This is a genomic window from Ectothiorhodospira magna (assembly GCF_900110965.1).
GTDB classification, from domain to species: Bacteria; Pseudomonadota; Gammaproteobacteria; order Ectothiorhodospirales; family Ectothiorhodospiraceae; genus Ectothiorhodospira; species Ectothiorhodospira magna.
In genome coordinates this window covers 49,648-75,619 of sequence record NZ_FOFO01000018.1, presented here as the reverse complement: position 1 = coordinate 75,619, position 25,972 = coordinate 49,648, and the positions used below count along the sequence as shown (strand labels likewise).

General features: G+C 63.0%; 29 protein-coding genes, 1 tRNA gene and 1 pseudogene. 13 read left to right on the top strand and 18 right to left on the bottom strand.

The features are described 5' to 3' along the window. Positions 1-166: 166 nt before the first annotated feature. Together BMX62_RS13385 and tcuB are read left to right on the top strand one after the other, a co-directional pair. Positions 167-282, top strand: a pseudogene (locus BMX62_RS13385) (IS200/IS605 family transposase); the annotation flags it as partial. 61 nt (positions 283-343) lie between these two features. Beyond that, positions 344-1,453 carry a tricarballylate utilization 4Fe-4S protein TcuB gene (gene tcuB, locus BMX62_RS08705; RefSeq protein ID WP_143339717.1) on the top strand — a complete coding sequence of 370 codons (1,110 nt, stop codon included), beginning with the start codon at positions 344-346 and terminating at the stop codon, positions 1,451-1,453. Here the strand turns inward: tcuB and BMX62_RS08700 are convergent, their stop codons facing one another. The 4 genes from BMX62_RS08700 to cbiE form a co-directional block, all read right to left on the bottom strand. After that, complete coding sequence (locus BMX62_RS08700; RefSeq protein ID WP_090207469.1) at positions 1,454-1,789, bottom strand: hypothetical protein; 336 nt, start codon at positions 1,787-1,789, stop codon at positions 1,454-1,456. An 88-nt stretch (positions 1,790-1,877) separates the two neighbouring features. Next, on the bottom strand, positions 1,878-2,744 hold the full coding sequence (gene cobA, locus BMX62_RS08695; protein WP_090207463.1) for a uroporphyrinogen-III C-methyltransferase: 867 nt from the start codon (positions 2,742-2,744) through the stop codon (positions 1,878-1,880). Positions 2,745-2,766: 22 nt separating this feature from the next. Then, the gene (cobM, locus tag BMX62_RS08690; protein WP_090207460.1) at positions 2,767-3,531 is read right to left on the bottom strand and encodes a precorrin-4 C(11)-methyltransferase; all 765 of its coding nucleotides are present in this window, start codon (positions 3,529-3,531) and stop codon (positions 2,767-2,769) included. A gap of 4 nt (positions 3,532-3,535) precedes the next feature. Next, a complete protein-coding gene (gene cbiE / locus BMX62_RS08685) occupies positions 3,536-4,786 on the bottom strand; it encodes a precorrin-6y C5,15-methyltransferase (decarboxylating) subunit CbiE (protein ID WP_090207457.1) in 1,251 nt (416 codons plus the stop codon). 86 nt (positions 4,787-4,872) lie between these two features. Between cbiE and BMX62_RS08680 the strand changes: the two genes are divergently transcribed. Beyond that, positions 4,873-5,652 carry a cobalt-precorrin-6A reductase gene (locus BMX62_RS08680; RefSeq protein ID WP_090207451.1) on the top strand — a complete coding sequence of 260 codons (780 nt, stop codon included), beginning with the start codon at positions 4,873-4,875 and terminating at the stop codon, positions 5,650-5,652. On the opposite strand, the gene cobJ is transcribed toward BMX62_RS08680, so the two are convergent. The 5 genes from cobJ to pufA form a co-directional block, all read right to left on the bottom strand. Next, positions 5,616-6,380, bottom strand: a complete 765-nt coding sequence (cobJ, locus tag BMX62_RS08675) for a precorrin-3B C(17)-methyltransferase (RefSeq protein ID WP_090207449.1) — start codon at positions 6,378-6,380, stop codon at positions 5,616-5,618. The two genes, BMX62_RS08680 and cobJ, sit on opposite strands and share 37 nt — an antisense overlap. Next, positions 6,377-7,111 carry a precorrin-2 C(20)-methyltransferase gene (locus BMX62_RS08670; RefSeq protein WP_090207446.1) on the bottom strand — a complete coding sequence of 245 codons (735 nt, stop codon included), beginning with the start codon at positions 7,109-7,111 and terminating at the stop codon, positions 6,377-6,379. Before BMX62_RS08670 ends, cobJ begins: the two co-directional genes overlap by 4 nt. Further along, on the bottom strand, positions 7,108-7,734 hold the full coding sequence (locus tag BMX62_RS08665) for a precorrin-8X methylmutase (protein WP_090207443.1): 627 nt from the start codon (positions 7,732-7,734) through the stop codon (positions 7,108-7,110). The genes BMX62_RS08670 and BMX62_RS08665 overlap by 4 nt, the downstream gene beginning before the upstream one ends. 356 nt (positions 7,735-8,090) lie before the next feature. After that, the gene (gene pufB, locus BMX62_RS08660) at positions 8,091-8,231 is read right to left on the bottom strand and encodes a light-harvesting antenna LH1, beta subunit (RefSeq protein WP_090207440.1); all 141 of its coding nucleotides are present in this window, start codon (positions 8,229-8,231) and stop codon (positions 8,091-8,093) included. A gap of 14 nt (positions 8,232-8,245) precedes the next feature. Next, positions 8,246-8,446, bottom strand: coding sequence for a light-harvesting antenna LH1, alpha subunit (gene pufA / locus BMX62_RS08655; RefSeq protein ID WP_008930802.1), 201 nt, complete (start codon positions 8,444-8,446; stop codon positions 8,246-8,248). 375 nt (positions 8,447-8,821) lie between these two features. Between pufA and radC the strand changes: the two genes are divergently transcribed. Both radC and BMX62_RS08645 read left to right on the top strand, forming a co-directional pair. Further along, positions 8,822-9,493, top strand: coding sequence for a RadC family protein (radC, locus tag BMX62_RS08650; RefSeq protein ID WP_090207438.1), 672 nt, complete (start codon positions 8,822-8,824; stop codon positions 9,491-9,493). Positions 9,494-9,584: 91 nt separating this feature from the next. Next, positions 9,585-11,399: an ABC transporter transmembrane domain-containing protein gene (locus BMX62_RS08645; RefSeq protein WP_090207436.1), complete on the top strand. Its 1,815-nt coding sequence runs from the start codon at positions 9,585-9,587 to the stop codon at positions 11,397-11,399. Between the two features lie 6 nt (positions 11,400-11,405). Here BMX62_RS08645 and BMX62_RS08640 read toward each other — a convergent pair whose 3' ends face one another. Further along, positions 11,406-12,296 carry a universal stress protein gene (locus BMX62_RS08640; RefSeq protein WP_090207433.1) on the bottom strand — a complete coding sequence of 297 codons (891 nt, stop codon included), beginning with the start codon at positions 12,294-12,296 and terminating at the stop codon, positions 11,406-11,408. Positions 12,297-12,455: 159 nt separating this feature from the next. Here BMX62_RS08640 and BMX62_RS08635 point away from each other — a divergent pair, with 159 nt between their 5' ends. Next, entirely contained in the window at positions 12,456-12,893 is a 438-nt protein-coding gene (locus tag BMX62_RS08635; RefSeq protein WP_090207431.1) for a hypothetical protein, read from the top strand. 48 nt (positions 12,894-12,941) lie between these two features. Here BMX62_RS08635 and infA read toward each other — a convergent pair whose 3' ends face one another. Continuing rightward, complete coding sequence (gene infA, locus BMX62_RS08630; protein WP_008930796.1) at positions 12,942-13,166, bottom strand: translation initiation factor IF-1; 225 nt, start codon at positions 13,164-13,166, stop codon at positions 12,942-12,944. Positions 13,167-13,562: 396 nt separating this feature from the next. Between infA and BMX62_RS08625 the strand changes: the two genes are divergently transcribed. Together BMX62_RS08625 and BMX62_RS08620 are read left to right on the top strand one after the other, a co-directional pair. Then, positions 13,563-14,519: an SLAC1 anion channel family protein gene (locus BMX62_RS08625; RefSeq protein WP_090207428.1), complete on the top strand. Its 957-nt coding sequence runs from the start codon at positions 13,563-13,565 to the stop codon at positions 14,517-14,519. A 66-nt stretch (positions 14,520-14,585) separates the two neighbouring features. Then, entirely contained in the window at positions 14,586-15,101 is a 516-nt protein-coding gene (locus BMX62_RS08620; RefSeq protein ID WP_090207426.1) for a GspH/FimT family pseudopilin, read from the top strand. A gap of 43 nt (positions 15,102-15,144) precedes the next feature. Here BMX62_RS08620 and BMX62_RS08615 read toward each other — a convergent pair whose 3' ends face one another. The 4 genes from BMX62_RS08615 to BMX62_RS08600 form a co-directional block, all read right to left on the bottom strand. After that, positions 15,145-15,477 (bottom strand): high-potential iron-sulfur protein, encoded by a 333-nt coding sequence (locus tag BMX62_RS08615; RefSeq protein ID WP_090207423.1) that lies wholly within the window; start codon positions 15,475-15,477, stop codon positions 15,145-15,147. A 186-nt stretch (positions 15,478-15,663) separates the two neighbouring features. Next, positions 15,664-17,037, bottom strand: a complete 1,374-nt coding sequence (locus BMX62_RS08610) for an OmpP1/FadL family transporter (RefSeq protein ID WP_090207418.1) — start codon at positions 17,035-17,037, stop codon at positions 15,664-15,666. Between the two features lie 20 nt (positions 17,038-17,057). Next, entirely contained in the window at positions 17,058-18,878 is a 1,821-nt protein-coding gene (locus BMX62_RS08605; protein ID WP_090207415.1) for an AMP-dependent synthetase/ligase, read from the bottom strand. A 175-nt stretch (positions 18,879-19,053) separates the two neighbouring features. Then, positions 19,054-19,575 carry a protein disulfide oxidoreductase gene (locus BMX62_RS08600; RefSeq protein ID WP_090207413.1) on the bottom strand — a complete coding sequence of 174 codons (522 nt, stop codon included), beginning with the start codon at positions 19,573-19,575 and terminating at the stop codon, positions 19,054-19,056. A 224-nt stretch (positions 19,576-19,799) separates the two neighbouring features. Here BMX62_RS08600 and nadA point away from each other — a divergent pair, with 224 nt between their 5' ends. Next, positions 19,800-20,879 carry a quinolinate synthase NadA gene (nadA, locus tag BMX62_RS08595; RefSeq protein WP_090207410.1) on the top strand — a complete coding sequence of 360 codons (1,080 nt, stop codon included), beginning with the start codon at positions 19,800-19,802 and terminating at the stop codon, positions 20,877-20,879. Between the two features lie 4 nt (positions 20,880-20,883). Here nadA and bamD read toward each other — a convergent pair whose 3' ends face one another. From bamD to ispB, 3 genes are all read right to left on the bottom strand, one after another. After that, positions 20,884-21,624: an outer membrane protein assembly factor BamD gene (bamD, locus tag BMX62_RS08590; protein WP_090207407.1), complete on the bottom strand. Its 741-nt coding sequence runs from the start codon at positions 21,622-21,624 to the stop codon at positions 20,884-20,886. 90 nt (positions 21,625-21,714) lie between these two features. Next, positions 21,715-21,791, bottom strand: a tRNA-Pro gene (locus BMX62_RS08585). A gap of 94 nt (positions 21,792-21,885) precedes the next feature. After that, positions 21,886-22,854: an octaprenyl diphosphate synthase gene (gene ispB, locus BMX62_RS08580; RefSeq protein WP_090207402.1), complete on the bottom strand. Its 969-nt coding sequence runs from the start codon at positions 22,852-22,854 to the stop codon at positions 21,886-21,888. A gap of 166 nt (positions 22,855-23,020) precedes the next feature. Here ispB and rplU point away from each other — a divergent pair, with 166 nt between their 5' ends. The 4 genes from rplU (at position 23,021) to proB (ending at position 25,903) form a co-directional block, all read left to right on the top strand. Then, the gene (gene rplU, locus BMX62_RS08575) at positions 23,021-23,332 is read left to right on the top strand and encodes a 50S ribosomal protein L21 (protein ID WP_090207490.1); all 312 of its coding nucleotides are present in this window, start codon (positions 23,021-23,023) and stop codon (positions 23,330-23,332) included. A 17-nt stretch (positions 23,333-23,349) separates the two neighbouring features. After that, on the top strand, positions 23,350-23,607 hold the full coding sequence (gene rpmA, locus BMX62_RS08570) for a 50S ribosomal protein L27 (protein ID WP_090207399.1): 258 nt from the start codon (positions 23,350-23,352) through the stop codon (positions 23,605-23,607). Between the two features lie 162 nt (positions 23,608-23,769). Further along, positions 23,770-24,804: an Obg family GTPase CgtA gene (cgtA, locus tag BMX62_RS08565; protein WP_090207396.1), complete on the top strand. Its 1,035-nt coding sequence runs from the start codon at positions 23,770-23,772 to the stop codon at positions 24,802-24,804. Beyond that, positions 24,776-25,903: a glutamate 5-kinase gene (proB, locus tag BMX62_RS08560; RefSeq protein WP_090207393.1), complete on the top strand. Its 1,128-nt coding sequence runs from the start codon at positions 24,776-24,778 to the stop codon at positions 25,901-25,903. The genes cgtA and proB overlap by 29 nt, the downstream gene beginning before the upstream one ends. The last annotated feature ends 69 nt before the right edge of the window (positions 25,904-25,972 follow it).

Sequence of the window (25,972 nt, the reverse complement as noted above, 5' to 3'; positions counted from 1 at the left end):
AGTTCAGAAATGCCGCCTGTTCGGTCGTGGGGTAGATGCGTAATCTTTGTGGCCTTCAGCATGTCAGTGCTCGCTGCTACAATAGCCATAGATTAATAGCGATAACAGGGGATTTCAAGTGAGTGCGGATGCAGTCTACCGACGAGGGCGGCACAGCGTCACTCGTATTCCGCGCCTCAGCAAGAGCGCCGCGCTGTGGTCGAGATCGTATTTCGCTTGTAGCGCGGGGTGACTATCGAAACGTTGAAAGCCTATGTTCAGGGGCAGAAGACACAAAAATAGGGCCGCTTGCGCGGCCCCCGCTGACCTCCCCGCCCGAGTGGGCGAGGGTTCACGCGGGTTTTTGCTGAATTCCCCGGATACCGCCACACACCTTGCCGAGGCCCGCCGGGTGATGAACCTGTGCAATATCTGCAGTTTCTGCACCGGCTACTGCGCTGTGTTCCAGGCATCGGAACAGCGCCCGGCCCTCACCCGGGATGACCTGCATTACCTGGCCAACCTGTGCCACAACTGCCGGGCCTGTTGGTACGCCTGTCAGTATGCGCCGCCCCACGAATTCGCCATCAACGTGCCCGCCACCCTGGCCCGGGTGCGCCACGACAGCTACCGCCATTACGCCTGGCCCCGTGCCTTCGCCGCCCTGCTGGCCCGCAGTGGCCCGGTCACCCTGATGGTGACCCTGGTGGCCACCCTGCTGATCCCTCTGCTCACGTTGATCCTGGTACCCTGGGACACCCTGTTTGCCGTACACCGGGAAGCCGGCGCCTTTTACCAGGTGATCCCCTGGGGGGTGATGACCACGGTGGCCCTGATCACCCTGGGCAGTTCGGTGCTGGCCCTGGGGATCGGCGTGGTCCGTTTCTGGCGGGACATGGGCCGGGACTCGCCACCGGTCTCATCCCGGTGGCGGGCCCTGCCCCAGGCGGCGGCGGACCTGCTCACCCTGCGCAACCTGGATGGCGGGGGCGGCGGGTGCAATGACATGGATGGCCGTTTTACCCAATGGCGGCGGGGCTTTCACCATGCCCTGTTCTACGGTTTCCTGCTGTGCCTGGCGTCCACCACGGTGGCCGCCGGCTATCATCATCTGCTCGCCTGGGAGGCCCCCTACCCCGTCTTGAGTCTGCCGGTGCTGCTGGGCACGGTGGGGGGTATCGGCATGATGGTGGGGGCGGCTGGACTGGTATGGGTCAAACGGCGGGGCGACCCGGCACCCACGGCGACGGACACCCTGCCGGCGGATTATGCCCTGCTGGGCCTGCTGTTCGCGGTGGCCGCCACCGGCCTGGTGCTGCTGGCCCTGCGGGAGACCGCCGCCATGGGGCTGTTGCTGGCCCTGCACCTGGGCACGGTGCTGGGTTTGTTTCTGCTGGTGCCCTATAGCAAGTTCGTACACGGGGCCTATCGGGGGGCGGCGCTGCTGCGTCGTGCCATGGAACGACGCCGATGATCACAAGGGCCGCCACACCTCATAGCCGCAACTCCAGCAATGGTGCAGGGCTTCGCGGCCAGCCCCTTCTCCCCGTTCCCGCACCCGTCCCTTGACCGCATACAGTCCCCGCAGGGTGCAACGGGGACATTTGAGGGCATCCCCTTCCTGTTCCAGGGTTTCGGGGTTTGCGTCGGCCTTGTCTGCCGTGGTGACGGCTTCACCGGCCAGTTGGCTCAGATCGTCCTTGAGGGCGGCGATCAGTGCATTGGCCTGGGGATTATCGTCACCGACGGCGGCCTGCAGTTCATCCAGACGACGCTGCAGGGGAAAGAGGCGGTTACGGATATCGCTCATGGAATCTGCTCCTGAGTGTGGTCCCGTGGCTCATGAGACTGATTGTTGAACGGCGCTGGGCAATGGGCAAGTGTTTCCCGCCGATGGCTCACGCCCGGTCGGAAGCCGATGCCACCGCCTGGGTCACCACCTGCCGCAGGGTGTGATGACAACGGACGATCTCCCCCAGGACCACGATGGCCGGTGCCTCCAGCCCCTCCCGACGGATGACCTCCAGCAGTTCGCCCTTGGTGGTGATCACCACCCGCTCCTCCAGGGTGGTGGCGGAGGCCACCACCGCCGCCGGGAGGGTATCCACCATCCCGCCCTGCCCCAGCCCCTCCAGAATGAAGGGCAGGTTGCGCAGGGACATGTACAGGATCACCGGCTGATTCAGGCGTCCCACCAGGGGCCAGTCGATACCGTCCGGCGTGGGCCGGCTGCCGGCACCATGCCCCGTGGCCAGGAACAGCGCCTGATTGATACCCCGGCAGGTGGCCGGGATGCCCACGGCGCTCAATCCCGCCAGACCCGAGGTCAGCCCCGGAATGACCCGATGGGGGATGCCCTGGGCCACCAGCTCGGCCACTTCCTCGCCGCCGCGCCCGAAGATGAAGGGGTCGCCCCCCTTGAGCCGCACCACCCGGAACCCTCGCCGGGCCTGATCCACCAAAATGGCGCTGATGTCGTCCTGGTGGGTGGAAGGTTTGCCGCCGCGCTTGCCGGCAAAGATGCGCACCGCGTCTGGTGGCGCCAGGGCCAGGGTGCGGGGATCGATGAGGGCGTCATGGACCAGCACATCCGCCTGCAACAGGGCCGACAGGGCATGCAGGGTCAGCAGCCCGGGATCACCGGGACCGGCCCCGACGATCCACACTTCCCCCGGCCGCAATGGGGGCATCCCCGGCAGCAGGGCGCCCAGGGTGGCCAGGGTGGCCTCCGGGGACCGGGGGCGAACAGGTGAGACTTCGTTCATCACAATGCTCCGGGGCGGTCACTCACGACCCGTAACCGGGACGATAACGGCGGACGTAGTCCGTGTTGTACAGGGCGCTTTCACGAAAATCCTCACGGCCCAGGGCCGGCCCCACCAGGATCAGGGCGGTCCGCTCGATGGGATCGGCCTGGTGCATGGCGACGATGCCGGACAGGGTGCCCCGCAACACCGTCTGATCCGGCCAGCTGGCCCGGGCGACGATGGCCACCGGGCAGTCCCCGCCATAGTGAGGCATCAGGGCCGCCACCACGTCCTCCAGACGGTGAATGGCCAGATGGATGGCCAGGGTGGCCCTGGTGCGGGCGAAATTATCCAGGGTCTCATCGGGCGGCATGGCGGAGGCACGGCCGGACAGGCGCGTGATCACCAGGCTTTGGGCCACTTCCGGCACCGTCAGTTCCCGCCCCAGCACGGCGGCGGCGGCGGCAAAGGCCGGCACGCCGGGGGTGAGGGTGTAGGGAATGCCCCGTCGATCCAGACGGCGCATCTGCTCGGCCACGGCGCTGTAGACGGACAGATCGCCGGAATGCAGGCGGGCCACATCCTCCCCGGCTTCATGGGCGCGGACGTATTCCACCTCGATGGCATCCAGATCCATCGACGCCGTGTTCACCAACCGCGCCCCGGTTGGGCAATGTTCCAGCAACTCCGCCGGCACGATGGAACCGGCGTAGAGACACACGGGACAACGGGCCAGCAGGCGCGCACCCCGCAGGGTGATCAGATCCGCCGCGCCGGGACCGGCGCCGATGAAGTGTACGGTCATGCCATCAGTTCCTCTTGTCCACCGCCCATTGCATCACGGGCATGGCGGGACGAAAACCGTGCAGACTGCCGACGGGTTCCAGGCGTTCCACCGACAGACGGGTCAGGGTGCCACCGTAGCGCTGCCAGGCCCGCTGGATGACCTGCTCCGTCTCCAGCACCACCCCGTTCACCACCAGACGACCACCGGGGCCCAGGGCGGCCCAGCATTGGTGGATGACGGCCTCGTCCCGGGCGCCGCCGCCGATGAAGATCGCGTCCGGCCGGGGCAACCCCGCCAGTACGGCGGGGGCACGACCGACCCGCACCTCCAGCCGGGGGACACCCAGGGCAGCAGCATTGCGGGCGGCGCGGGCGGCCCGCTCCGGGTGGCTGTCCACGGCAATGGCCCGGTTGCCGGGGTGGGTCAGCAGCCATTCGATGCCGATGGAACCGGACCCCGCCCCCACGTCCCAGAGCAGGGCACCCGCCCGGGGACGCAGACTGGACAGGGTGATGGCGCGGATCTCCCGCTTGGTGATCTGACCATCATGTTCAAACCAGTCATCCGGCAACCCCGGGGCCAGGGGGATGATGGCGGCATCCGGCGCCGCCGCCACCTCCAGGGCCAGCAGGTTCAGGGGCTGGATATCCTGAAGATCGAAATCCTGCGCCCGGACCTGACGTTGCCGTTCCCCTGGGCCGCCCAGGGCTTCCATCAGGGTCACGGCGGTCTCACCAAAACCCCAGTGGGTCAGGGCCTGACAGATCTGCCCCGGCGAGTCCTGGTCGGCGGTGAGCACGAACAGGCGCGCCCCCGGCTGCAGGGCCGGCCGCAGGGTCTCCAGGGGCCGGCCGGTGAGGGACACCACCGCGCATGCCTGCTGGGCCCAGCCCAGGCGGGCAGCGGCCAGGGACACGCTGGAGGGGTGAGGCAGGCAGCACATCTCCCGCGCCGGCAGATGCCGCAGCAGGGTGCTGCCCACGCCGAAGAAAAAGGGATCACCGGAAGCCAGCACCACCACCGGGTCCCCCCGTCGGGCGAGGATTCGGGGCAGGGTGTCGGACAGGGGCGAGGCCCAGGGCAGCGCCTCGCCCCGGATCAGGGGGGCGGCCAGGGTCAGGTGACGGGTTCCCCCCACCACCAGGACGGCGGTTTCCACCAGGGTGCGGGCCGCGGGACTCAGGGCCTCGACGCCCTCCTCTCCCAGTCCTATGATGCTCAGCCAGGGACCGGGGGGCGCACCGGCCGGCTGACGGGCATGTTCCGTGTTCATGGCCGTCGCTGCCCCGACACCATCCCGTGCCCTGCCCCGCCGGCCAGGGGGCCGGGCCTGTCCATCCGTTTTGCCCGAAGCGAGCCATGACCCACACACCCCTGCGCATCCTGATCCTCGGCGGCACCGGAGAAGCCATGCAACTGGCCCGGAGCCTGGAAGGTGATCCACGCTTTGCCCCCACCTACTCGGTGGCCGGACGCACGCAACATCCCCGCCTGCCCAATCTGCCCTGCCGCAGCGGCGGCTTCGGCGGCCCCGATGGGCTGGCTGACTATTTGGGTAAAGAGGCCGTCGAGGTATTGGTGGACGCCACCCACCCCTTTGCCGCCCGCATGTCCACCCATGGGGTCATGGCCGCGAAGCAGGCGGGCGTTGCCCTGCTGGCCCTGCGGCGCCCGGCCTGGACACCTGGCCCGGAGGATCACTGGCACCGGGTGCCGGACATGGCCGCCGCGGTGCAGGCCCTGGGCACCCGGCCCCAGCGGGTCTTTCTCACCATCGGGCAAGGGGAACTGGCGGCTTTTTGTCAGGCCCCCTGGCATCGTTACATCATCCGCAGCGTGGATCTGCCCCCGGTACGTCCGCCGGACTGCCTGTGCATCACCGAACGCGGCCCCTTCCGGCTTGAGGATGAACAACGGCTGCTGCGACAGCACCGCATCGACGCCCTGGTGACCAAGAACTCCGGTGGCGAGGCCACCCGACCCAAGCTGGAAGCGGCGCGGATATGCGGCACGGCAGTGATCATGGTGGATCGCCCGTGGGTGCCGCCGGCGCCCGCCGAAGTGCCGGACCCCAAAGCCGCTCTGGACTGGCTGGGTGCCCACTACGCCGATTCCCGACCCACGCTGCGGGGCGTGTAGATCCAGGGGTCCTGTCCGGTACGGGGGATCAGCCGGGTCTCGGCGTTGCCGACGATCACCAGGGTGCGCATGTCCGCCTGCTCCGGCCGGGCCAGGGCCAGGGTGGTCACCGCCACTGCCTCTTCCGGGCGGCTCACGGCCCGGGCAAAGATCACCGGCACCTGGCCCGGCAGGTGACGACGCAACAGGGTCAGGGCTTCCCCCAGCTGCCAGGGCCGCGCCTTGGAGATGGGGTTGTAGAACGCCATGGCAAATCCCCCCCGGGCGGCGCATTCCAGGCGATTGAGAATGACCGTCCAGGGTTTGAGGTTGTCCGACAGGGACATGACGCAAAAATCATTACCAAACGGCGCCCCCAGGCGGGCACCGGCGGCCAGCACCGCGGACACCCCGGGATGCACGGTCACCTCCAGATCCCGCCAGCCGGGCTCGCCATGGTCCATGGCCTCGAAGACCGCGGCCGCCATGCCGAACACACCGCCGTCGCCGGAGGAGACCACCGCCACCCGGGCGCCTTCCGCGGCCAGTTGCAGGGCCAGGCGGGCCCGCATGATCTCCTCCCGGTTATCGGAGGCGTGGATCCGTTGCCCCCCCTCGGCGACCACCCGTTCCACATAGGGCACGTACCCCACCAGATCCGTGGCCTGGGCCAGGGCCAGGGCGGCCCGGGGACAACGCAAATCCTCGGCACCGGGACCCAGCCCGATGACATCCACGCGACCGCTCATCGAACCCCCTGCCTGCCGGGGACCAGCACGATGGTGAAATAGGGGGCGGGGCGGTCTTGTGGCCATTGGGCCAGGGGCATCACCTGGGCGCCAGCCATGGTGCCCCGCTCCACCAAGATGGCCCGTTCCAGCAGACCGGCCTGGATCAGGGCCGTGCGGATACGGGGCAGATTGCGGCCCACCTTCATGAACACGGCGGCCTGGGTCCGGCTCAGATGGGACACCATGGCGTCTTCCAGCAAGGTGCCGGGGATCACCGTGAGCACATCATCGCCGTGGGTGATCGGGGCATTGGCCTGGGTCCAGCAACCGCTCATGCCGGTGATGCCGGGCACCACCTGGGCCTCGAAGCGGTGGGACAGGCGATCATGCAGATACATGTAGGAACCATAGAAGAAGGGGTCCCCCTCGCAGATCACCGCCACGTCACGGCCCTCGGCCAGGCATTGGGCCACCTGATCCGCCGCCTGATCGTAGAAATCCCCCATGTCCCGGGCATAACGGGGATCATGCAGGGAAACCTCGGTGGTGAAGGGATATTCCAGCCGCAGCACCTGCTGCTCCGGCAGCAGATGGGGCGCCGCGATTCCCAGGGCCTGTCCGGGGCGGCCCGGCTTGGCAAAGGCGGCCACCACCGGCGCCCCCCGCAGCAGGCGCAGGGCCTTGAGGGTGATGAGTTCCGGGTCACCCGGCCCCAGACCGATGCCGAACAGCGTACCGGGGCCGGTCATTCTTGCTCACTCGCCAGGGCGTTGACGGCGGCCACGGTCATGGCGCTGCCCCCCAGACGACCGTGGACGATCACGGACTCCAGACCCGGATAGGCGGCCAGGGCTTCCTTGGATTCGGCGGCACCCACAAAACCCACCGCCAGACCGATCACCAGGGCTGGCCGGGGTGCCCCGCCATCCATCAGTTCCAGTAGACGAAACAGGGCGGTCGGGGCATTACCGATGGCCACCACGGCACCATCGAGCCGCTCCCCCCACAGATCCAGGGCGGCGGCGGAACGGGTGTTGCCCATGTGCCGCGCCAGTTCGGGGACACGGGGGTCGTCCAGGGTGCAGATGATGTCGTTGTCCGCCGGCAGCCGGGCGCGGGTGATGCCATGGGCCACCATTTTGGCGTCGCAGAGAATGGGTTTGCCCGCCAGCAGGGCCGCCCTTCCGGCGCGAGCGGCATCGGGGGTGAAAACCACCTGGGGTGCCAGCTCCACCATGCCGCAGGCATGGATCATGCGTACCACCACCCGGGCCTCGTCGGTGCTGAAACCGTCCAGCCGGGCTTCGTGGCGAATGGTGGCGAAGGATTGCCGATAGATGGCCGCGCCATCCTTGATGTAGTCGTAGGTCATGGGTCGAATGTACGGCTTGACGAGCAATGCCGGGGCGGCCAGAGCGGGCTGACAAGCTTAGCGGGTCGACGGCCACGGGGCAATGCCCGAAAACAGCAACGGCCCACCCACACGACCAGGGAGAGTCGCGAAAGATGCCGGGCAAAACCGGGTTGGGCAAAAATTTGGGCAGGGGGGGTTGCAATACCCGAGGGTTTTGGTCAATATTAGACCCATGCCCTCAAACGGAAGGTGGAGGAGCCTGACGATTCTCCGAATGATTGGCCTCTGCAAAAGTCACAATCACTCGTCGATCGAACCGTCAGTCACTCCTCCACCTGCACTGCTACTTCAATACAGCGACTGCAAAGACCTTCTTAGTAGAAGGGTCTCCACATGAACACCAGGAAGTGAGCGGCGGCAGCCAGAGCCATGAACACCGTGAAGGTGGTCTTGAACTGCTCGTGGAATTCCTTGGCTTGTTCTTCGGTCAGACCGGAGATGCTGTTGTCATTCATGATCTATTCCTCTCTTACTCAGAAGCTTCAACGGCGCTGGCGTCGAAGGTCAGCGGGTTGTAGTTGTCGTTGCTGTACACGAAAGCGTGGACGGCCAGGGCAACAACCAGGACAGCCATCAGAATGGGCATCAGCCAGGTGCCAGGATTGACCACGAGCCACAGCTTCCAGTCGTCTCTGGGGTTGCTGGGCTTGCTCGCTCTGTATTCGCTCATTGATATTACCCTCTTGGTTTAAGTACAGGTTCCTTGCGAAACCCGGACGTTCTTGCAGACATCAAACTTCCGATGCAGTCCCTTCATTTCAGCCTGGCCGACCTGACAGGGACCGTAGTCAGGGTGTAAGTCTAGGGTGACGCCACGGGATGTCAAGTCATCCCTACAGATGAAATGCCTCAGACGGGCCAATAGTCACAAATTTTTGATCCGGGTCAAGCAGTGGAGGGTTCATGGCCCCATTTTCTGGCAGTTTTCCCACCGGATGATGCGCCATCGGACCGCTGGACAGGTCTGTCTGGACAGGTCATGATGCTCCCACCCACTTTGGGACACCGGATGGTCCGTTCACGACGCAGCACAAGGAGGTCAACCATGCCCATCACCGACTGGCCCGCCGCCGAACGCCCGCGGGAAAAACTCATTGCCCAGGGCGCTGCTGCCCTGTCCGACGCTGAATTGCTGGCCATTTTCCTGCGCACCGGAGTGGCGGGCCTTACCGCTGTGGATCTGGCCCGAAACCTGCTCTCCCGATTTGGCGGCCTGCGGCCCCTGCTGCAGGCAGAGCGGGTGGACTTTTGCGCTGCCCACGGTCTGGGAGAGGCCAAGTACGCCCAGCTTCAGGCCGTGCTGGAAATGGGAAGGCGCCACCTGTCGGAAACCCTCAAGCGTGGGGATGCCATCACCAGCCCGGAACATACCCGGCGCTACCTCAGCGCCCGTCTGCGGGACCATCCTTTCGAGGTTTTTGCCTGCCTGTTCCTGGACAATCGCCACCGGGTGATTGCTTTTGAAGAACTGTTCCGGGGCACCATCGACGGCGCCAGTGTCCATCCCCGGGAAGTGGTGCGCCGCGCCCTGATCCATAACGCGGCGGCTGTCATTCTCAGTCATAACCACCCTTCCGGTATTGCCGAACCCTCACGGGCGGACGAGGCCATCACCCGGCGCCTGAAGGAGGCTTTGGGCCTGATCGATGTGCGGGTGCTGGATCACATCATCGTGGGCGACGAGTTGGTGTCACTGGCGGAACGAGGTGTGATCTGAAGACCGTTTTATCCCTACGTTTTCAAGGGTCTTGACTGGGCCAGAAAGGTTTAAGATAGGCCGCCTTTGAGATCAGTCAGGGAACAGGATCGTGTCGGAACATGAAACCGAACTGAGCAATCGCCCCACCAGTCGCAATCTGCGGGTGCTGGGCCGTCTGCTGGGCTTTGCCAGACCCTATATGGGTCGCATTATTATCGCCGTCATAGCCCTGGTGGCAGGATCCGGGGCCGTGCTGGCCTTCGGGGCGGTGCTGCGGCTGGTAATTGATCAGGGGCTTGCCGCCGGGGATGCCGCCGCCCTGAACCAGGCCCTGATGCTCCTGCTGGGGGTGGTGCTGCTCATGGCCACCGCAGTCTCGCTACGCATGTATCTGGTGACCTGGATCGGCGAACGGGTGGTGGCGGATCTGCGCCGGGCGGTGTTTGAAAAGGTGCTGCGCCTGGACCCGGCCTTCTTCGAGATGACCCGCACCGGGGAAGTGATTTCCCGTCTGACCACGGATACTTCCCTGGTTCAGGTGGTGGTGGGTTCCACTCTGGCCATCGCGGTACGCAACCTGCTGCTGTTCTGCGGCGGTATGGTCCTGCTGTTCATTACCAGCCCCAAGCTGACCCTGGGTGTGCTGCTGGGGGTGCCACTGATCACCGTGCCGGTGTGGATTCTGGGTCGTCATGTGCGCCGCCTTTCCCGCCAGTCCCAGGATCGGGTGGCCGATATCGGTGCCTATGTGGACGAAACCCTCTATGGCATCCGTACCGTGCAGGCGTTCTGCCATGAAACTGTGGACATGCTGCGCTATGGCCGCCAGGTGGAACAGGCTTTCGACACCGCCATCCAGCGCACCCGCTTTAGTGCCCTGCTCAGCGGCATGGTGATGCTGCTGGTATTTTCCAGTATCAGCCTGGTGCTGTGGGTGGGCGGCCATGACGTGCTGGCCGGCCGCATGAGTAATGGACAGCTGGCGGCCTTCGTGTTCTATGCCGTGCTGGTGGCCGGTGCCGTGGGGGCCATCAGTGAAGTCATCGGTGAACTGTTTCGGGCCACAGGGGCGGCAGAACGTCTGATCGAACTGCTGGATACAGAACCGGCCATCACGCCACCCACCCAGCCTCGGGCCTTGCCGACCCCTCCCGTGGGCCGGGTGCAACTGGAGCAGGTGATATTCCGCTATCCCTCCCGCCCCGAACCTCCGGCCCTCAATGGGATCACCCTGACCCTGGAACCTGGGGAGAAAGTGGCCTTGGTGGGGCCCTCGGGGGCGGGTAAATCCACGGTGTTGCAATTGCTGTTGCGATTTTATGATCCGGAGTCTGGCCAGATTCGCTTTGACGGGGTGGATATCCGGGAAACAGCGCCGGGTCAGTTGCGAAGCCGGATGGCTCTGGTGCCTCAGGACGCGGTCATCTTCGGTGCCGATGCCTGGGAAAATATCGCCTTTGGTATGGAGGGGGTCAGTCGGGAACAGATCCGGCAGGCGGCGGATGCGGCCCATGCCAGTGAATTTCTGGATCGCCTGCCGGAAGGGTTTTCCAGTCATCTGGGGGAGCGGGGGGTACGCCTGTCCGGCGGTCAGCGCCAGCGCATTGCCATCGCCCGGGCCATCCTGAGAGATCCGGCCCTGCTGCTGCTGGACGAGGCCACCAGCGCTCTGGATGCAGAAAGTGAACGTCTGGTTCAAGAAGCCCTGGAACGCCTGATGGAGGGCCGTACAACCCTGATCATCGCCCACCGCCTGGCCACGGTCCGCAAGGCGGACCGGATCGTGGTGATGGATCAGGGCCGGATTGCTGCCGTGGGCACCCACGAGGAACTGGTGGCCCAAGGGGGTATCTATGCCCGGCTGGCGGCCCTGCAGTTCAGGGATGCGCCCCAGACAACGGCCCAGCAGATCAAAACAGGCTAAGCAGGATCAGTCCCGGATCAGCAGCACGTCTGCGGCCTGTACCTGATGCACCACCCGGCGGGCTACACCGCCGAGCAGGGCATCCTGCAGGCGGTTGCGGCCGTGGGTGCCCATCACCACCAACTCGGCACCCCATTCCTTCACCGCCTGTTCCACAACGGTGGGGGCATAGCCCAAACGCAGTTGGGCGGAGAGTCGTGCCGGTGGCAGGCCGCAGCCGGCCAGAAAATCATTCAGCGCCTGCTCCTGTTCGGCGCGCACTTCCTGTTTGATCCGCGCCACCTCGCTGGCCACCACCCGATGACGCAGCACCTGATCCAGGGCATCCATGTCGTAGGCATGGACTGCGTGCAGGGAGTCGTCAGGGGAAAGGGCCGCCGCCAGATGCAGGGCCTTGCGGGTCCGTTCCGAGTAATCCACCGGCACCACGATACGACGGTAAGCCCCCTGTACCGGCTGTTTTACCACCAGGATGGGCCGGTCGGCATGGTGGACCAGGTTCTGGGTGGTGGTACCCAGCAGAATATCCTTGAAGCTGCGCTGGCCGTGGGAACCCACCACGATCAGGTCTGCTCCAAACTCACGGGCCTCCGTCAGAATCTGTTTGTGACCCTGGCCCCGCAGGCAGCGGATCTCCATGGCCAGATCATCGCTGGCCCCCAGGGTGGTCATGCGCTCTGCCAGGGCCTGTTCAGTGGCCGCCATCAGATCCGCCATGAGGTGATGGGTATCACCCCGCCATCGTTTGAGGACGGTTTCATCCAGGCTCGGGGCGGGTATCACGTTGATCACCCGTAACCGGGCGCCTTCTGCGGTGGCCAGTTGCAAGGCACGGCGACCGGCATGATCGGCGCCAGGGGACAGGTCGGTGGCAAACAGGATCTTGCTCAGGGGCATGGTATCTCTCTCGTGCAGGACATGGCTCCGGTTGCTCCGATTGTCGCACAGTTGCCGCCGGTGTCACGCTGCCGGCTTGCAGTACAATGCCAGCCACGTTCATCGCCGCAGTGGATTTCAAGACCCGGCCAGAACACTCAACACACCAGGAGGACAACGATGGGCCAAGACACCACAAGGTCAACCCGCAAGGGGCTACCGCCCTGGGCCAGGATGCTGGTGACCCCCCTGATATTGCTGGTAGCCGCTGCCCTGATCTGGAGTCAACTGCCCAAGGGGGCCTACTCTACGGATCTGAGCCGTATCGGAGACGGGCAACCGGCTCTGGTGCTGATCTACGATAGCACCTTCATGGCGGGGATGCGGGTGATGGGATACATGGACGAGATTCGGGACGACTACACGCCCCAGGTTCACTTTCTGGTGGCCAATGTGGGCACCCCCGACGGGCGCCGGCTGGCAGATCAGCATGGGGTTCGGGACGGGGCCGTGCTGTTGTATTCAGACCGGGGAACACTGGTGGAGCAATTACCGGCACCGGCCAGTGTGGAAGTCCTGCGTCAGGCCCTGGACCGGAGCCTGATGGCGACCCGGTGAGCACCGGGCCCAGTGGTGGCAGGGGCAAGGATGCCCCCGCGAACCGGATCAATGCTTGTAACGGTAGCTGATGCGGCCCTTGGTCAGGTCGTAGGGAGACATCTCCAGTTTGACCTTGTCGCCGCTGACCACGCGGATACGGTAGCGGCGCATCTTGCCGGAGGCGTAAGCCTGCACCTGGACGCCGTTTTCCAGTTCCACGCGAAAACGCTGATCAGGCATCACGTCAGTGACGGTGCCTTCCATCTCGATGAGATCTTCCTTATTGGACATAGAGATACCTCTTTTCCGTCAGGCAGAACCGATGAGGGACGCTGCGGGTCTGTCCAGCCTGAGTGAATGTCGGCCTGGCTCTGAAGCCTGTGCCATGAGATCGTGCGTCTGCCGATGCAGCGCAGATTGAAGACGGGATGGGATGGCGGTAGTTTTAGTGCCACCGAACAGGACCATGACCCTTGTTGTCTGGCCCGTTATCCTGACAGTATACACGAATCAGGATTTAATTTCAGAGACTTACGCAGATGCCTGGAAAAAGCCCTCAAACGGACAAGTTAAGCAATGGCTAATATTTCCGGTTTCCCTTAGAGTACAGGGCATGTTAATGCGCGCACATTCACCCTCAAAGCCCCAACTCAACCCTGCATCCAGGGGAGCAGGAAACTTTACTCGATGAACGCACAACCGAGACTGCCATATTTCCCTGTTGCCTGGTTTGCCATGATCATGGGCCTGCTGGGCTTTGCCATCGTCTGGAGTCGGGCCGATGCCCTGCTGGCTGTACCTTCCGTGGTCGGTGATGCCCTGAGGATCTTTGCCGTGGTGGCCCTGCTGGGGGTGGCAACCCTCTATCTGACCAAGCTGATTCGCCACCGGGATGCCGTGGTCAAGGAACTCAATCACCCCATCAAGCGCAATTTCTTCGCCACCATCTCCATCAGCCTGATCCTGCTGTCCATTGCCTTTCTGGAGGATGCCCCCGGCCTGTCCTTGATATTCTGGTCCGTGGGGGCCGCCTTGCACCTGTTGTTTACCCTGTACGTGATGTCGGTGTGGATCAATCACACCAATTTCCAGATCCAGCACATGAATCCGGCCTGGTTCATTCCCGTGGTGGGTAATATTCTGGTGCCTATCGCCGGGGTACATCATGCCAGCCCGGAAATTTCCTGGCTGTTTTTCAGCATCGGCCTGGTGTTCTGGATCGTACTGCTGACCATCGTGTTCTACCGGATCATTTTCCATGATCCACTGCCGGAGCGGCTGGTGCCCACCCTGTTCATCCTGGTGGCACCGCCGGCGGTGGGCTTCATTTCCTATCTCAGCCTGACCGACAGCCTGGACCCCTTTGCCCGGGTGCTGTTCTACACCGGCCTGTTTTTGACCCTGTTGCTGTTCTCCCTGGTGGGTCGCTTTGGACGGCTGAAGTTTTTCATTTCCTGGTGGGCCTATTCATTCCCCATGGCGGCCATGACCCTGGCGGCCATCAAGATGCACGGTTTGACTGGTGATCCCTTTCATTATGTGATTGGTGTGGTCATGATCGCCGTGCTGACCTTCATCATCGGTGCCTTGCTGATCCGCACCGGGATTGCCGTCAAACGGCGAGAAATCTGTGTGGAAGAATAACCCCCAGGCCGTGCTAAATTGACGGGTGCCGCCCAGGAAGGCGCAACTTTACTCAAGGAGGAGACCATGCTCAGAGAGTCCGGACTGACACTCATTGAACTGCTCGTTACCCTTGCCGTTGCGGCGGTGCTTTTTGGCATCGTTGCCCCCGGTTTTGCGGGGATGCTGCGGGAGCAGCAGCTGATCACCACCACCAATACCTTTATCTCCGCACTCAACATGGCGCGCTGGGAGGCCATCAAGCGGGGACATCATGTGCTGGTCTGTCCATCCACTGACGGAGAGCGGTGTCAGGCGGTGTCCTATGGGGAGGGATGGCTGGTGGGTGTGGTCATGGACCCAAGCCAGGGGTTTGCCGAACCTGATGACATCATTCGTCGATTCGGCGCCGTACCGCCTGCGGTGACCATTGAGGTCAACGGCGCCATGGCTCAGTACATTGGCTACCGCAACGACGGACAAACCCGGCGTCTCAATGATGCCCTGCTTATGGGGTCGGTCCGGGTCTGCACCGAAGACGGGGGCCGGCGGATCGTCATCAGTCGCACGGGCCGGGCACGGGTGGAGACAGACAGTTGTTAGGGGAGATGGCAGCCCCCGGGAGGGGGCTGCCGGCAGGAAAGAATCAGCGACTGACCCAGGCGGTACACCAGCCCTCGGCAGCCACCAGCAAGTTGGGGAACACGGTACAGGGGCCCCAGTCCATGGCGCTGGCATCGGTATACAGCAGGCAGTTCAGACAGTTTTGTCCTTCTTCATAGGCGGGATGACCTGCTGCCGCAGAGGCATCATGAACATAGTTCAGAGCCTGGGCAGCAGGATCATCCTCGCTCAGGCGCTCCATGGCCTGGGCAGCCGTAGACCACCCTAACCCGGCGACGGCGGGTACGGCCAACAGGCCATAGCTCCCCAACTTCAGAAAACGTCTCCGGCTCAAGTTGTTATCACGGTCAGTCATCGTCACTTCTCCTCTGTGTTTGTCGTATAGGTCTTGCACAATGCCTCTGACATCGAAGTACTGCACCGGTCCCTGATATTTTTATGGTGCTATCCTGCCGTTCTGCCCTGCCACTCTAGCAAACCCGGGCCAAGGTGTCGAACCAACGCCATACCTCCCTGGGGGTTGGGAAAATCTCAAGGTATCTCAAAAGTGATAGCGCAAGGCAGCCGCCAGGATATGCACATGGCCCCGGGTGGTGCCGTTGATATCCACCTCGGTGGCCACAGGGGTGTCTTCAAAGAAGGGCCGGGTCAACCTCAAGGATTCCTTGCCGATATCAATGTAGGTATAGGCCAGATCAACCCCCCAGTGGGGGCCGCGCTGATAACTGGCTCCGAAGGAGAACCAGGTCCGGTCACCGTCGGGAGTCCGGGTGGTGCGGAAATTATCCTGGGTCGGGGTGCGGTCGTACTGTAGCCCTCCCCGCAGGGTCCAGCGGTCATCCAGACGGTATTCGGCACCGATGGACACCGCCCAGGCATCTTTGTAGTTCTGTTCGGTGACGTTGTCCGGACGCAGGGTGTCGAACTTCACCCGAATCTCGTCAAAATTAGACCATCTAAACCAGCTGTACTGACCCAGCAAGATCCAGCGATCATCCAGCCGGTGCATCAATCCCAGGGTCAGGATGTCGGGCAGGTGCAAAGCGGCCTCCCCGCCTTCACTACTGATGGAACCAGGGGCAGGCAGCAAGGGGTTCGGCGTGGAAAAATTTGGGGCAGTAATACGTGCCTTGCCATCCAGGGTATGGTCGATACCCTGACGGTAATGCACACCCAGACGGGTATCCTGGGTGGGCTGGAACATCACCCCCAGGTTGAAACCATAATCCCAGCTGTCCGCCTCAAGGCTGACTTCACCATCGGTATCCACCGAGGGACCACCGGGGCGGGTCGGGTCGGGTATGGCATTCTTCAAGGTGGCATCGGCATACTGGATGTCCAGACCAAAACCCACGGAAAACCGCTCATTGACCTGATAGGCCACAGAAGGCTGGAAATTGATGACCTTCAATGCCGTTTCCGTGGAGTCGTAGCGGGCAAAAAAGTCCTTGTCGTAGGTATTGGCCAGACCGAAGGGTGCGGTGATGCCGAAGCCATACCAGAGCTGATCATTGAATGGCCGGGCATAGAAAAAATTGGGTACCGGTGTCGGGTCATAGGGGTTGCCGCCATTGCCGCCCTCATAGGGCAGTGGATGACCCAATGTCCCTGGTGTAGTGGCTCTGGAATGGCTGTTTCTGGCATCTGCCTTCGGCACCAGCAGATGCACCGCAACCTGGACCTCCGGCCCCGACAGATAGGTCATCCCCGCAGGATTGAAGAAGATGGTACTGGCATCGGAGGCAATGGCGGCATCTCCTGCAAAGGCCCGCCCCAGGCCGCTGACACTTTGCTCCTGAATATAGAATCCGGCCGCCTTGACCGGTTCGGACCAGATGGCGCCACCTGCCAGCGCCAGTGACACGGCCACCCCCAGTGAAAGGCCGTTACCCATACGAACTGCCTGCATCGTCATCCCCTGCATCCCCTCTATTTTTAGCGATTCTTGTGCGTCTCGTACATCTGTTCGATCTCCCGCTGGAACCGGGCCATGATCAGGTGACGTTTCATCTTCATGGTTGGGGTGAGCAACCCGCCGTCCACTTCCCATGGTTCCAGGGAGGCGGCCAGACGCCGCACCTGGGCATAGCCGTGGAACGCCTTGAGCTGAACACCCACCCGTTCCAGCAAGGCCTTTTCCACCTTGCGGCTGCGCAGGGCTTCGGCATCCCGGGGGTCCACTTCCAGCGTCTTGGCCAGTTTCTCCCATTCTTCGGGGTTGAGCACCACCAGGGCGCTCAGATAAGCCTTGCCTTCCCCCAGTACCAGGGCCTGTTCAAATACCGGGTCCAGGGTGATGGCCATTTCCATGTCAGCAGGGGGCACCTTTTCCCCATTGCCCAGCACCAGGATTTCCTTGATGCGACCGATGATGAAAATATGCCCCTGGTCGTCGAATCGGGCCTTGTCGCCGCTGTGCAGCCAGCCATCGGCGTCGATGGTTTCCTGGGTGGCTTCCGGGTTGTTCCAGTAACCTTGCATCACCGAAGGCCCACGCACCAGCAGTTCGTCATCGGCGCCGATGCTGACCTCCACCCCCGGCAGGGGCGCGCCCACACTGGCGGGAAGGTTGTCATCGGGGCGGTTCACACTCACCACCGGGCTGGCTTCGGTCATGCCAAAGCCGTGGAATACCGGCAACCCCAGACCGATGAAGAAACGGGCAATGGGGGGTGGCAGCGGTGCTCCGCCGCAGACCGCATAGCGCAGACGCCCCCCCAGGCGGGCGGTGACCTTGTCGGCGACAATTTTCTTGAGTATGGGCCACAGCAACAGACCAGGATGCCAACCGGCACGGCCCTGCTGATGCTCGAAGCGGCGCCAGCCGATATTCACCGTGGTTAAAAACAACCTGCGGGCCAGGGGAGATTTTTCCTCCAGCCCGGCGTTGATACGGCCATAGATACGTTCATAAATACGGGGTACGGAAATCATCACCGTGGGACACAGGGTCAGCAGATCCTCCGCCAGACCCTGAATGGAGCGGGCATAGGCCACCTGGGCGCCTACCATCATGGGCATGTAACAGCCGGCAGTGCGTTCCAGGGTATGGGAAAGGGGCAGGAAGGAAAGAAACAGATCGTCCTTGCCCATGGGGGCGCATTGCTGGGACGCATGGGCGTTGAAGAGAATATTTCGATGGGAGAGCATCACCCCCTTGGGACGGCCTGTGGTGCCAGAGGTATACACGATGGTGGCCAGATCATCGGCGGCTATCTCGTGGGTGATCAGTTCGCCGTCCAGCCCCGAGGTCCAGTCCTCCAAAGACACCAGACGTGAGTCGTCGGGGAAATCCCCTGTGGGTATCGGCTCTACCGAGACAATACGCTGCACCGTCGGCAACCGGTCCCGCACCTCCTGGAGCCGGCGCCATTGGGCCTTGCCCCCCAGCAGCAACATCCGGGCATCGGCATCCTGGAGCACGTAGGCGATGTTGTCGGGTCGATCATCGGTATAGAGGGGAACGGTGATCAGACCCAGCCCCATGGAAGCCTGGTCGAAGATGACCCACTCCTGACAGTTGCGCAGCATGACCGCAACCCGGTCCCCCGGTTTGAATCCTTCCTTGAGCAGCGCCGCCTGCCAGCGGGCCACCTCTTGAGCCACCCATGCCCAGGTTCGAGTCTGCCAACAGGCCGATGGGGTATCGAACTGACGAAAGGCCACTGCATCCGGTGTTCTTTTGACCCGCTCCCTGAATAATCCTGCCAAGCTGCCCGCAGCCTCCGGCGAAATCACATCGCTGCGCTCGTGCATGTCTATACTCCTCTTGCCGGGGTCTGACGCCCCATGTTCATTCAGCGCCCACGGACGCCATGCCGGTCGCGGCCCCGGAGGAGCATGGTCCCGGATCTTTGAGAGGGAATATAACCTGATTTAAAGTCCTGTCGCAGCCCGACGGAGGGATTGCCTGCCCGCGGAACCGGGATTGTCACAGTATCCGGGCCAACCACAGTCGCAGGCGCAACCCCCAGCCGGTGGTCAATCCTCGCTCCCGGAATCGAATATGGCCCTCGGCATCCACCACAAAGCTGGCCGGCACCGCACCCACACCAAAGCGGGCCGCCAGGGCACCATCCTCATCGGCGATCACTGCCTGGGTATAGCCCTGCTCTGCCATGTAGGCCGCCAGGGTGTCGGCATCACCGGACTGCATGGCCACGGTGAGTACCGGCCAAGAGTGGCTGATGGCCTCGATACTCCCCTGTTCCAGGCGACAGATCCCGCACCAGGTGGCCCAAAAATGCACCAGTACCGGCGCGCCCCGGTAATCCGCCAGACTCACCGGGGTGCCGTCCAGCAGATGGGCCTGAAAATCCGGGGCTTCGCCGCTGATCATGTCCCGCTGCAGCCAGCTTTTCAGGGCCAGAAAGATCAGCACCACAATCAGCAATTCGATGGCCAATCGCCGCCAGCGACGGCCTCTGGAAGGAGAGGTCTCGGGTTTGTTCATAAGCAAATATGCCTCCATCTGGATAAAAACCCTGACAGTCGCCCCAGGTTCCACCAGACAGGGCCGCTGAACAGGCATAATATCTTCTGGTCCAAATGCAATGGGAACCGGCCCGCCCGATTGCGCCCTCTGAATCGACCCTTTGGACATTGGATTGGGCCAGGATCGTTTAACAGCCATTGAGTTCAGTTCACACCCTGCATCTCCAAGGGGACCCAAAGTTCATGACCGTAGCCACCCCCCAACCCCTCTGCCAGTTCCAGGTACCCGAAACCGCCTGGGTGGAGAGCCACCTGCCCCGCTTCACCGGCGCCGAGCGCGATGCGGTGATCCAGCGGATCAAGACCCTGCTCAAGGAACGGGATGCCGTGCTGGTGGCCCATTACTATGTCCATGAAGACCTGCAGCGGATCGCCGAGGATACCGGCGGCTGTGTCTCCGACTCCCTGGACATGGCCCGTTTTGGCCAGGAACACCCGGCTTCCACCCTGGTGGTGGCGGGAGTCCGTTTCATGGGCGAAACCGCCAAGATCCTCAGCCCGGAAAAAACCGTACTCATGCCCACCCTGGAGGCGGAATGCTCCCTGGACCTGGGGTGTCCGGCAGAGGCATTTGAAGCCTTCTGCGACGCCCATCCTGACCGTACCGTGGTGGTCTACTCCAATACCTCCGCCCGGGTGAAGGCCCGGGCCGACTATGTGGTCACCTCCAGCATTGCGGTGAAACTGGTGGAGCACCTCAAGGCCCAGGGCCAGAAAATACTCTGGGCACCGGACCGGCATCTGGGGCATTACATCAATGAAACCACGGGCGCCGACATGGTGCTGTGGGATGCCACCTGTGTGGTCCACGACGAATTTCGCACCCGGGGCCTGGAAGAATTGAAAAAGGCGCATCCGGAAGCCGCCGTGCTGGTGCATCCCGAATCCCCCGCCGGGGTCATTGCCCAGGCTGACGCCGTGGGTTCCACCTCCCAACTGATCCAGGCCGCCCGGACACTGCCCCATCCCACCCTGATCGTTGCCACCGACAGTGGTATTTTCTACAAGATGCGTCAGGCAGCCCCCGATAAAACCTTCATCGAGGCGCCCACTGGCGGCCATAGCGCCACCTGCCGCAGCTGTGCCCATTGTCCCTGGATGGCCATGAATGGTCTGCACAACCTGCTTCAGGTGCTGGAAGAAGGCGGCAACGCCGTCCAGGTGGACCCCGCTGTGCGGGAAGGCGCCTTGCGGTCTACCCAGCGGATGCTGGACTTTGCCCGGCAGCAGCACACCGCCGTGCTGGGACACGGAGACGCCTGATCCCTCAGGGTGACTGCTGTCCCGCCCGGTCAGGGAAACGGACTTCCAGCCAATGCCGGGCGCGGGCGGCGGCCTCGTCGTGTCCCAGGGCCTGATGGGCATCCACCATCACGGCCAGGGCATCGGCCAGGGTTTGGGTGGTGCCAAAATGTTCCCGGACGTACTCAGCCCGCGCCAGAGCCTGACGGGCATCCCCCTGGGCCAACAGGGTTCTGGCCTGCCGGACCTCCACCGCCGCCAGCCCTTCCCGCAAATCCATCAAATAACCAGCCACCTCATCCCGATAGCGGGAATCGGGAAAACGCTGCACCAGTTCCCGAAACAGGATAAAGGCTTCTCTGGCCAGGGCCCGATCCTGGTCCGGCGGCACCAGGGTGCCTTCCTGCAAGGCTTTCCAACTGCCATAACGGGCCATGGCCCGCAGATAAAAGCCATAGTCCAGGTCTGGATGGGTTGGAAATGCCCGGATGAAATGCCCGCTATGCTCAAAAGCCAGCAGCGGCTGATCGGATATCAAGCAAAGAAAAGCGGTTTCCAGACGGGCATCCGCCGGGACAGGAGGCGGCCAGGTCTCCAGAACAGCCACCGCTGCCTTGCAGTCCTGATCGGTCAGCGCCTGATTCAGGGCAGCGCTATCCCCAGGAACGGGGGAAGTGGGCACGGTGGTGCAGCCGGCCAGCCAGACCACCAGGGCCAGCAGGCAAAAAAATATCCATCGATGAAAAAAGGAGGGGGCCGGTTGCATGGTAAAACAGGAGCTATGGAACACGGATGCCACATTACCACGGCCACAAAAAAAAGCCCCGACACTTTCGTGTCAGGGCTTTTTCCATACTGGTCGGAGTGAAAGGATTCGAACCTTCGACCCCCGCCTCCCGAAGACGGTGCTCTACCAGGCTGAGCTACACTCCGCAAACTGATGCCTGGGCCGCTGGCCCAGGGAAGCTGCGTATTGTGCTACGAGATACGCAAAAAGTCCAACACCGGATTGCCCCCTGGGTCAGGGTCAGGAGACCCGGCCTACGGAAAAGCGGGCCAGGGACGCCATGGCCTCCCGATGGGGGCTGGGGGGCAGCACCGACAGACTTTCCACAGCCCGGTGAGCCTCTGCTTCGGCCACCTGGCGGGTGTATTCGATGGAACCGGTGGACTCAATCACCTGCAACACCCGATCGGCATGGTCACGCCCTCCCTGCTCGATGGCCTCACGGATCACTGCAGCATCTTCGGGCTGCCCCACCCGCATGGCATGGATCAGCGGCAGGGTGGGCTTGCCTTCGGCCAGGTCATCACCCATGTTCTTGCCCATTTCCTCCTTGCTGCTGCTGTAGTCCATCACATCGTCAATGAGCTGAAAGGCCGTGCCCAGATGCATGCCGTAGGCCGCCAGGGATGCTTCTGCCGGGTCTGGCAGTTCTGCCAGCACCGGCCCCAGACGGCTGGCGGCGTCAAACAGCTTGGCTGTTTTGGACTGGATCACGTGCATGTAACGCGCTTCCGTGGTGTCCGCGTCGTGGCAGTTGATCAGTTGCATCACCTCACCCTCGGCAATGGTGCTGGTGGTGTGGGAGAGAATTTGCATGGCGCGCATGTTGCCGATGGCTACCAGACGCTCGAAGGAGCGGGAATAGAGATAATCCCCCACCAGGACGCTGGCCTCGTTGCCGAACAGGGCATTGGCGGTTTCCCGCCCCCGACGCAGTTCCGAGGCGTCCACCACATCGTCATGGAGCAATGTGGCGGTGTGAATGAATTCGATCACTGCTGCCAGTTCGATATGATGTCGTCCCTGATAGCCGCAGGCGCCAGCGGAGAGCAGCACCATCATGGGCCGCAGCCGCTTGCCGCCGCCACTGATGATGTAGTGGCCCAACTGGTTGATGAGCACCACCGGAGAGGACAGCAGCTCCAGGATACAGGCATCCACCGCCTTCATGTCGTCGGCGATCAGGTCGCGAATCGGGTCAAGGTCCATGGGAGGTAATCGTTCGCTCGGGCAGGAAACATCGGGCATGCTAGGAAGCAAGCCGTTCACTGTCAAGGCGTGGCCCGGATTTTCATGATTTGAGTATTTGACCCGTGCTTGCGCTCAAGGTAAACTCCCGCCTCTTTGGATTCGACCCTTTTTGGAGATCAACAAGATGTACGCGGTTATCGCTACCGGTGGCAAGCAGTACCGGGTTGCCCAGGGTGACGTGATCCGGGTCGAGAAGCTCGACGCGGAATCCGGCGCCTCCGTGGAATTCGACAACGTCCTGCTGGTGGGCAGCGGCGAAGACGTCAAGGTTGGCGCACCCTTCGTGGAAGGCGGTAAGGTGACCGCGTCCGTCAAGTCCCACGGACGTGCCGACAAGGTGGAAATCATCAAATTCCGTCGTCGCAAGCACTCCCGCAAGCGCATGGGGCATCGCCAGCATTTCACCGAGGTGGAGATCACTTCCATCTCCGGTTGATATAGAGGTAACTTGAAATGGCACACAAGAAAGCAGGCGGCAGTACCCGTAACGGCCGCGACTCAGAAAGCAAACGCCTTGGCGTCAAGCGTTTTGGCGGTCAGATCGTACTGGCGGGCAACATCCTGGTCCGTCAGCGCGGCACCCAGTTTCACCCTGGTGTGAACGTGGGCTGCGGCAAGGACCATACCCTGTTTGCCAAGGCTGATGGCAAGGTGGTGTTCGAGACCAAGGGTCCGAAGAATCGCAAGTTTGTGAGCGTGGTACCGGCCTGACCGGCCACCCGCAGGGTCGAGAAACACCCTCGAAAAGCCCCGGTTTCCGGGGCTTTTTTCGTACCCGCCCCCACCATCGACCTGACAGGCCCGACAGACGGGGCTATCATCCTCAATCATCATTCGCCCCCATCTCCATCCCAACCTGAACCCGGTCATCCCATGAAATTCGTCGACGAAGCCACCATCAAGGTCAAAGCCGGTGACGGCGGCAACGGCTGCGTCAGCTTTCGCCGTGAAAAATATGTCCCCTTCGGCGGCCCCGACGGCGGCGACGGCGGCGACGGCGGTTCTGTCTATCTGGTGGCCACCCACGACTTGAACACCCTGGCGGATTTTCGCTTCCAGCGCTTTTATGAGGCCCAAAGGGGAGACAATGGCCGCAGTCGCAACATGACCGGCCAGTCCGGCGCTGATCTGGATGTGCCTGTCCCCGTGGGTACCCTGTGCTACGACACAGAAACCGATGAACTCATCGGCGATCTGGTGGAGCACGGTCAGCGCCTGCTGGTGGCCCAGGGGGGCTTTCATGGCTTGGGGAACACCCGCTACAAGAGTTCGGTGAATCGCGCCCCACGCCAGTCCAAACCCGGCACCCCCGGAGAATTCCGCCAGTTGCGCCTGGAATTGAAAGTGCTGGCAGATGTGGGGTTGCTGGGATTGCCCAATGCGGGCAAGTCCACCTTGATATCCCAGGTCTCCGGTGCCCACCCCAAGGTGGCCGACTATCCCTTCACCACCCTGCACCCCAACCTGGGGGTGGTGCGGGTGGGTCCACTGCAGAGTTTTGTCATGGCGGATATTCCTGGCCTGATCGAAGGCGCCGCCGAGGGCGCTGGCCTGGGTATCCAGTTCCTCAAGCACCTGTCCCGCAACCGATTGTTGCTGCATCTGGTGGATATCGACCCGCCGAACCCGGACGACACCCCGGAGCGGGCCGTGCGGATTATCGAGCATGAAATGGAGCAATACGATCCAGAACTCCTGACACGCCCCCGCTGGCTGGTGATCAACAAGATTGACCTGATCCCCGCCGAAGCACGGGAGGCCCGCTGTCAGGCCCTGGTGGATGCCCTGAACTGGACCGGCCCGGTATTCACCCTCTCTGCAGCCACCGGAGTGGGAACTGAAGCCCTGGCGCAACATGTGATGAGATATCTGGAAGAACATGGCACCGACACGTCAACAACTGGGTAAGGCCCGTCGCTGGGTTGTCAAGATTGGTTCGGCCCTGATCACCGACGAAGGTCGTGGTCTGGATTTGCCGGCTCTGGAGGATTGGGCCGAACAGGTGGCCCGGCTGACCCAGGCCGGTCATGAAGTGGTGCTGGTGTCATCCGGTGCGGTGGCCGAAGGGATGAGCCGCCTGGGGTGGATCGAGCGTCCCCATGCCCTGCATGAATTGCAGGCCGCTGCCGCTGTGGGCCAGATGGGCCTGGTGCAGGCCTACGAAAGCCGCTTCCAGCGCCATGGCCTGCATGCCGCCCAGGTGCTGCTCACCCATGAAGATCTGGCAGACCGGCGCCGTTACCTCAATGCCCGCAGCACCCTGCGTACCCTGCTGCGTCTGGGGGCGATTCCGGTGGTGAATGAAAACGACACCGTGGCCACGGAAGAAATTCGTTTCGGTGACAACGATACCCTGGCGGCGCTGGTCTGTAATCTGGTGGAAGCCTCGTTGCTGGTGATCCTCACCGACCAGCAGGGTCTGTTTGACCGGGACCCCCGCAGCCGGCCTGATGCTCAACTGGTTTCCGAGGGGCTGGCTTCAGACCCGGAACTGCTCAAGCTGGTGGCCCCCACCTTTGGTCGTCTGGGTCGGGGCGGGATGGCCACCAAGCTCACCGCCGCTTCCCGCGCCGCCCGCTCCGGCACCCACACCCTGATCACCTCTGGCCGCAACCCGGCGGTGCTGGAGCGGATCGCCGCCGGCGAGGCGCTGGGCACCCTGCTGCGTCCGGACCGGGAACCCATGGCGGCCCGCAAGCAGTGGATTGCAGGGCAACTGGTGTCCAAGGGTGAACTGATACTGGATGCCGGGGCCGCCCGGGTGATCCGCGAGGCCGGGCGTAGCCTGTTGCCGGTGGGGGTCACCCATGTCAAAGGTCGTTTTTCACGGGGCGAGGTGGTCACCTGCCTGGACCCGGATGGACGGGCAGTGGCGCGGGGGCTGGTGAATTATGCTGCGGACGAGGCCCGCCGGATCATGCGCCGCAAGGCGGAAGAAATCGAGTCCATCCTGGGCTATGTGGATGAACCGGAACTGATCCACCGGGATAATCTGGTGCTGGTGTAAACAAAAAGCCCGGCTGATGCCGGGCTTTTTGCGAGAGATCCATCACGATGGCCGGCGTACCGGCCCACC

Bases quoted from the DNA above. Each gene is read 5' to 3' on its own strand.
- rpmA (WP_090207399.1), top strand. From the start codon at position 23,350: ATGGCACACAAGAAAGCAGGCGGCAGTACCCGTAACGGCCGCGACTCA.
- BMX62_RS08610 (WP_090207418.1), bottom strand. From the start codon at position 17,037: ATGACGATGCAGGCAGTTCGTATGGGTAACGGCCTTTCACTGGGGGTG.
- BMX62_RS08670 (WP_090207446.1), bottom strand. From the start codon at position 7,111: ATGACCGGCCCCGGTACGCTGTTCGGCATCGGTCTGGGGCCGGGTGAC.
- cobA (WP_090207463.1), bottom strand. From the start codon at position 2,744: ATGAACGAAGTCTCACCTGTTCGCCCCCGGTCCCCGGAGGCCACCCTG.
- BMX62_RS08680 (WP_090207451.1), top strand. From the start codon at position 4,873: ATGACCCACACACCCCTGCGCATCCTGATCCTCGGCGGCACCGGAGAA.
- cbiE (WP_090207457.1), bottom strand. From the start codon at position 4,786: ATGAACACGGAACATGCCCGTCAGCCGGCCGGTGCGCCCCCCGGTCCC.
- cgtA (WP_090207396.1), top strand. From the start codon at position 23,770: ATGAAATTCGTCGACGAAGCCACCATCAAGGTCAAAGCCGGTGACGGC.
- infA (WP_008930796.1), bottom strand. From the start codon at position 13,166: ATGTCCAATAAGGAAGATCTCATCGAGATGGAAGGCACCGTCACTGAC.
- nadA (WP_090207410.1), top strand. From the start codon at position 19,800: ATGACCGTAGCCACCCCCCAACCCCTCTGCCAGTTCCAGGTACCCGAA.
- BMX62_RS08635 (WP_090207431.1), top strand. From the start codon at position 12,456: ATGGGCCAAGACACCACAAGGTCAACCCGCAAGGGGCTACCGCCCTGG.
- bamD (WP_090207407.1), bottom strand. From the start codon at position 21,624: ATGCAACCGGCCCCCTCCTTTTTTCATCGATGGATATTTTTTTGCCTG.
- ispB (WP_090207402.1), bottom strand. From the start codon at position 22,854: ATGGACCTTGACCCGATTCGCGACCTGATCGCCGACGACATGAAGGCG.
- proB (WP_090207393.1), top strand. From the start codon at position 24,776: ATGGCACCGACACGTCAACAACTGGGTAAGGCCCGTCGCTGGGTTGTC.
- BMX62_RS08625 (WP_090207428.1), top strand. From the start codon at position 13,563: ATGAACGCACAACCGAGACTGCCATATTTCCCTGTTGCCTGGTTTGCC.
- cobJ (WP_090207449.1), bottom strand. From the start codon at position 6,380: ATGAGCGGTCGCGTGGATGTCATCGGGCTGGGTCCCGGTGCCGAGGAT.
- BMX62_RS08600 (WP_090207413.1), bottom strand. From the start codon at position 19,575: ATGAACAAACCCGAGACCTCTCCTTCCAGAGGCCGTCGCTGGCGGCGA.
- pufB (WP_090207440.1), bottom strand. From the start codon at position 8,231: ATGAATGACAACAGCATCTCCGGTCTGACCGAAGAACAAGCCAAGGAA.
- BMX62_RS08615 (WP_090207423.1), bottom strand. From the start codon at position 15,477: ATGACTGACCGTGATAACAACTTGAGCCGGAGACGTTTTCTGAAGTTG.
- BMX62_RS08700 (WP_090207469.1), bottom strand. From the start codon at position 1,789: ATGAGCGATATCCGTAACCGCCTCTTTCCCCTGCAGCGTCGTCTGGAT.
- BMX62_RS08665 (WP_090207443.1), bottom strand. From the start codon at position 7,734: ATGACCTACGACTACATCAAGGATGGCGCGGCCATCTATCGGCAATCC.
- cobM (WP_090207460.1), bottom strand. From the start codon at position 3,531: ATGACCGTACACTTCATCGGCGCCGGTCCCGGCGCGGCGGATCTGATC.
- rplU (WP_090207490.1), top strand. From the start codon at position 23,021: ATGTACGCGGTTATCGCTACCGGTGGCAAGCAGTACCGGGTTGCCCAG.
- BMX62_RS08605 (WP_090207415.1), bottom strand. From the start codon at position 18,878: ATGCACGAGCGCAGCGATGTGATTTCGCCGGAGGCTGCGGGCAGCTTG.
- radC (WP_090207438.1), top strand. From the start codon at position 8,822: ATGCCCATCACCGACTGGCCCGCCGCCGAACGCCCGCGGGAAAAACTC.
- BMX62_RS08620 (WP_090207426.1), top strand. From the start codon at position 14,586: ATGCTCAGAGAGTCCGGACTGACACTCATTGAACTGCTCGTTACCCTT.
- pufA (WP_008930802.1), bottom strand. From the start codon at position 8,446: ATGAGCGAATACAGAGCGAGCAAGCCCAGCAACCCCAGAGACGACTGG.
- BMX62_RS08640 (WP_090207433.1), bottom strand. From the start codon at position 12,296: ATGCCCCTGAGCAAGATCCTGTTTGCCACCGACCTGTCCCCTGGCGCC.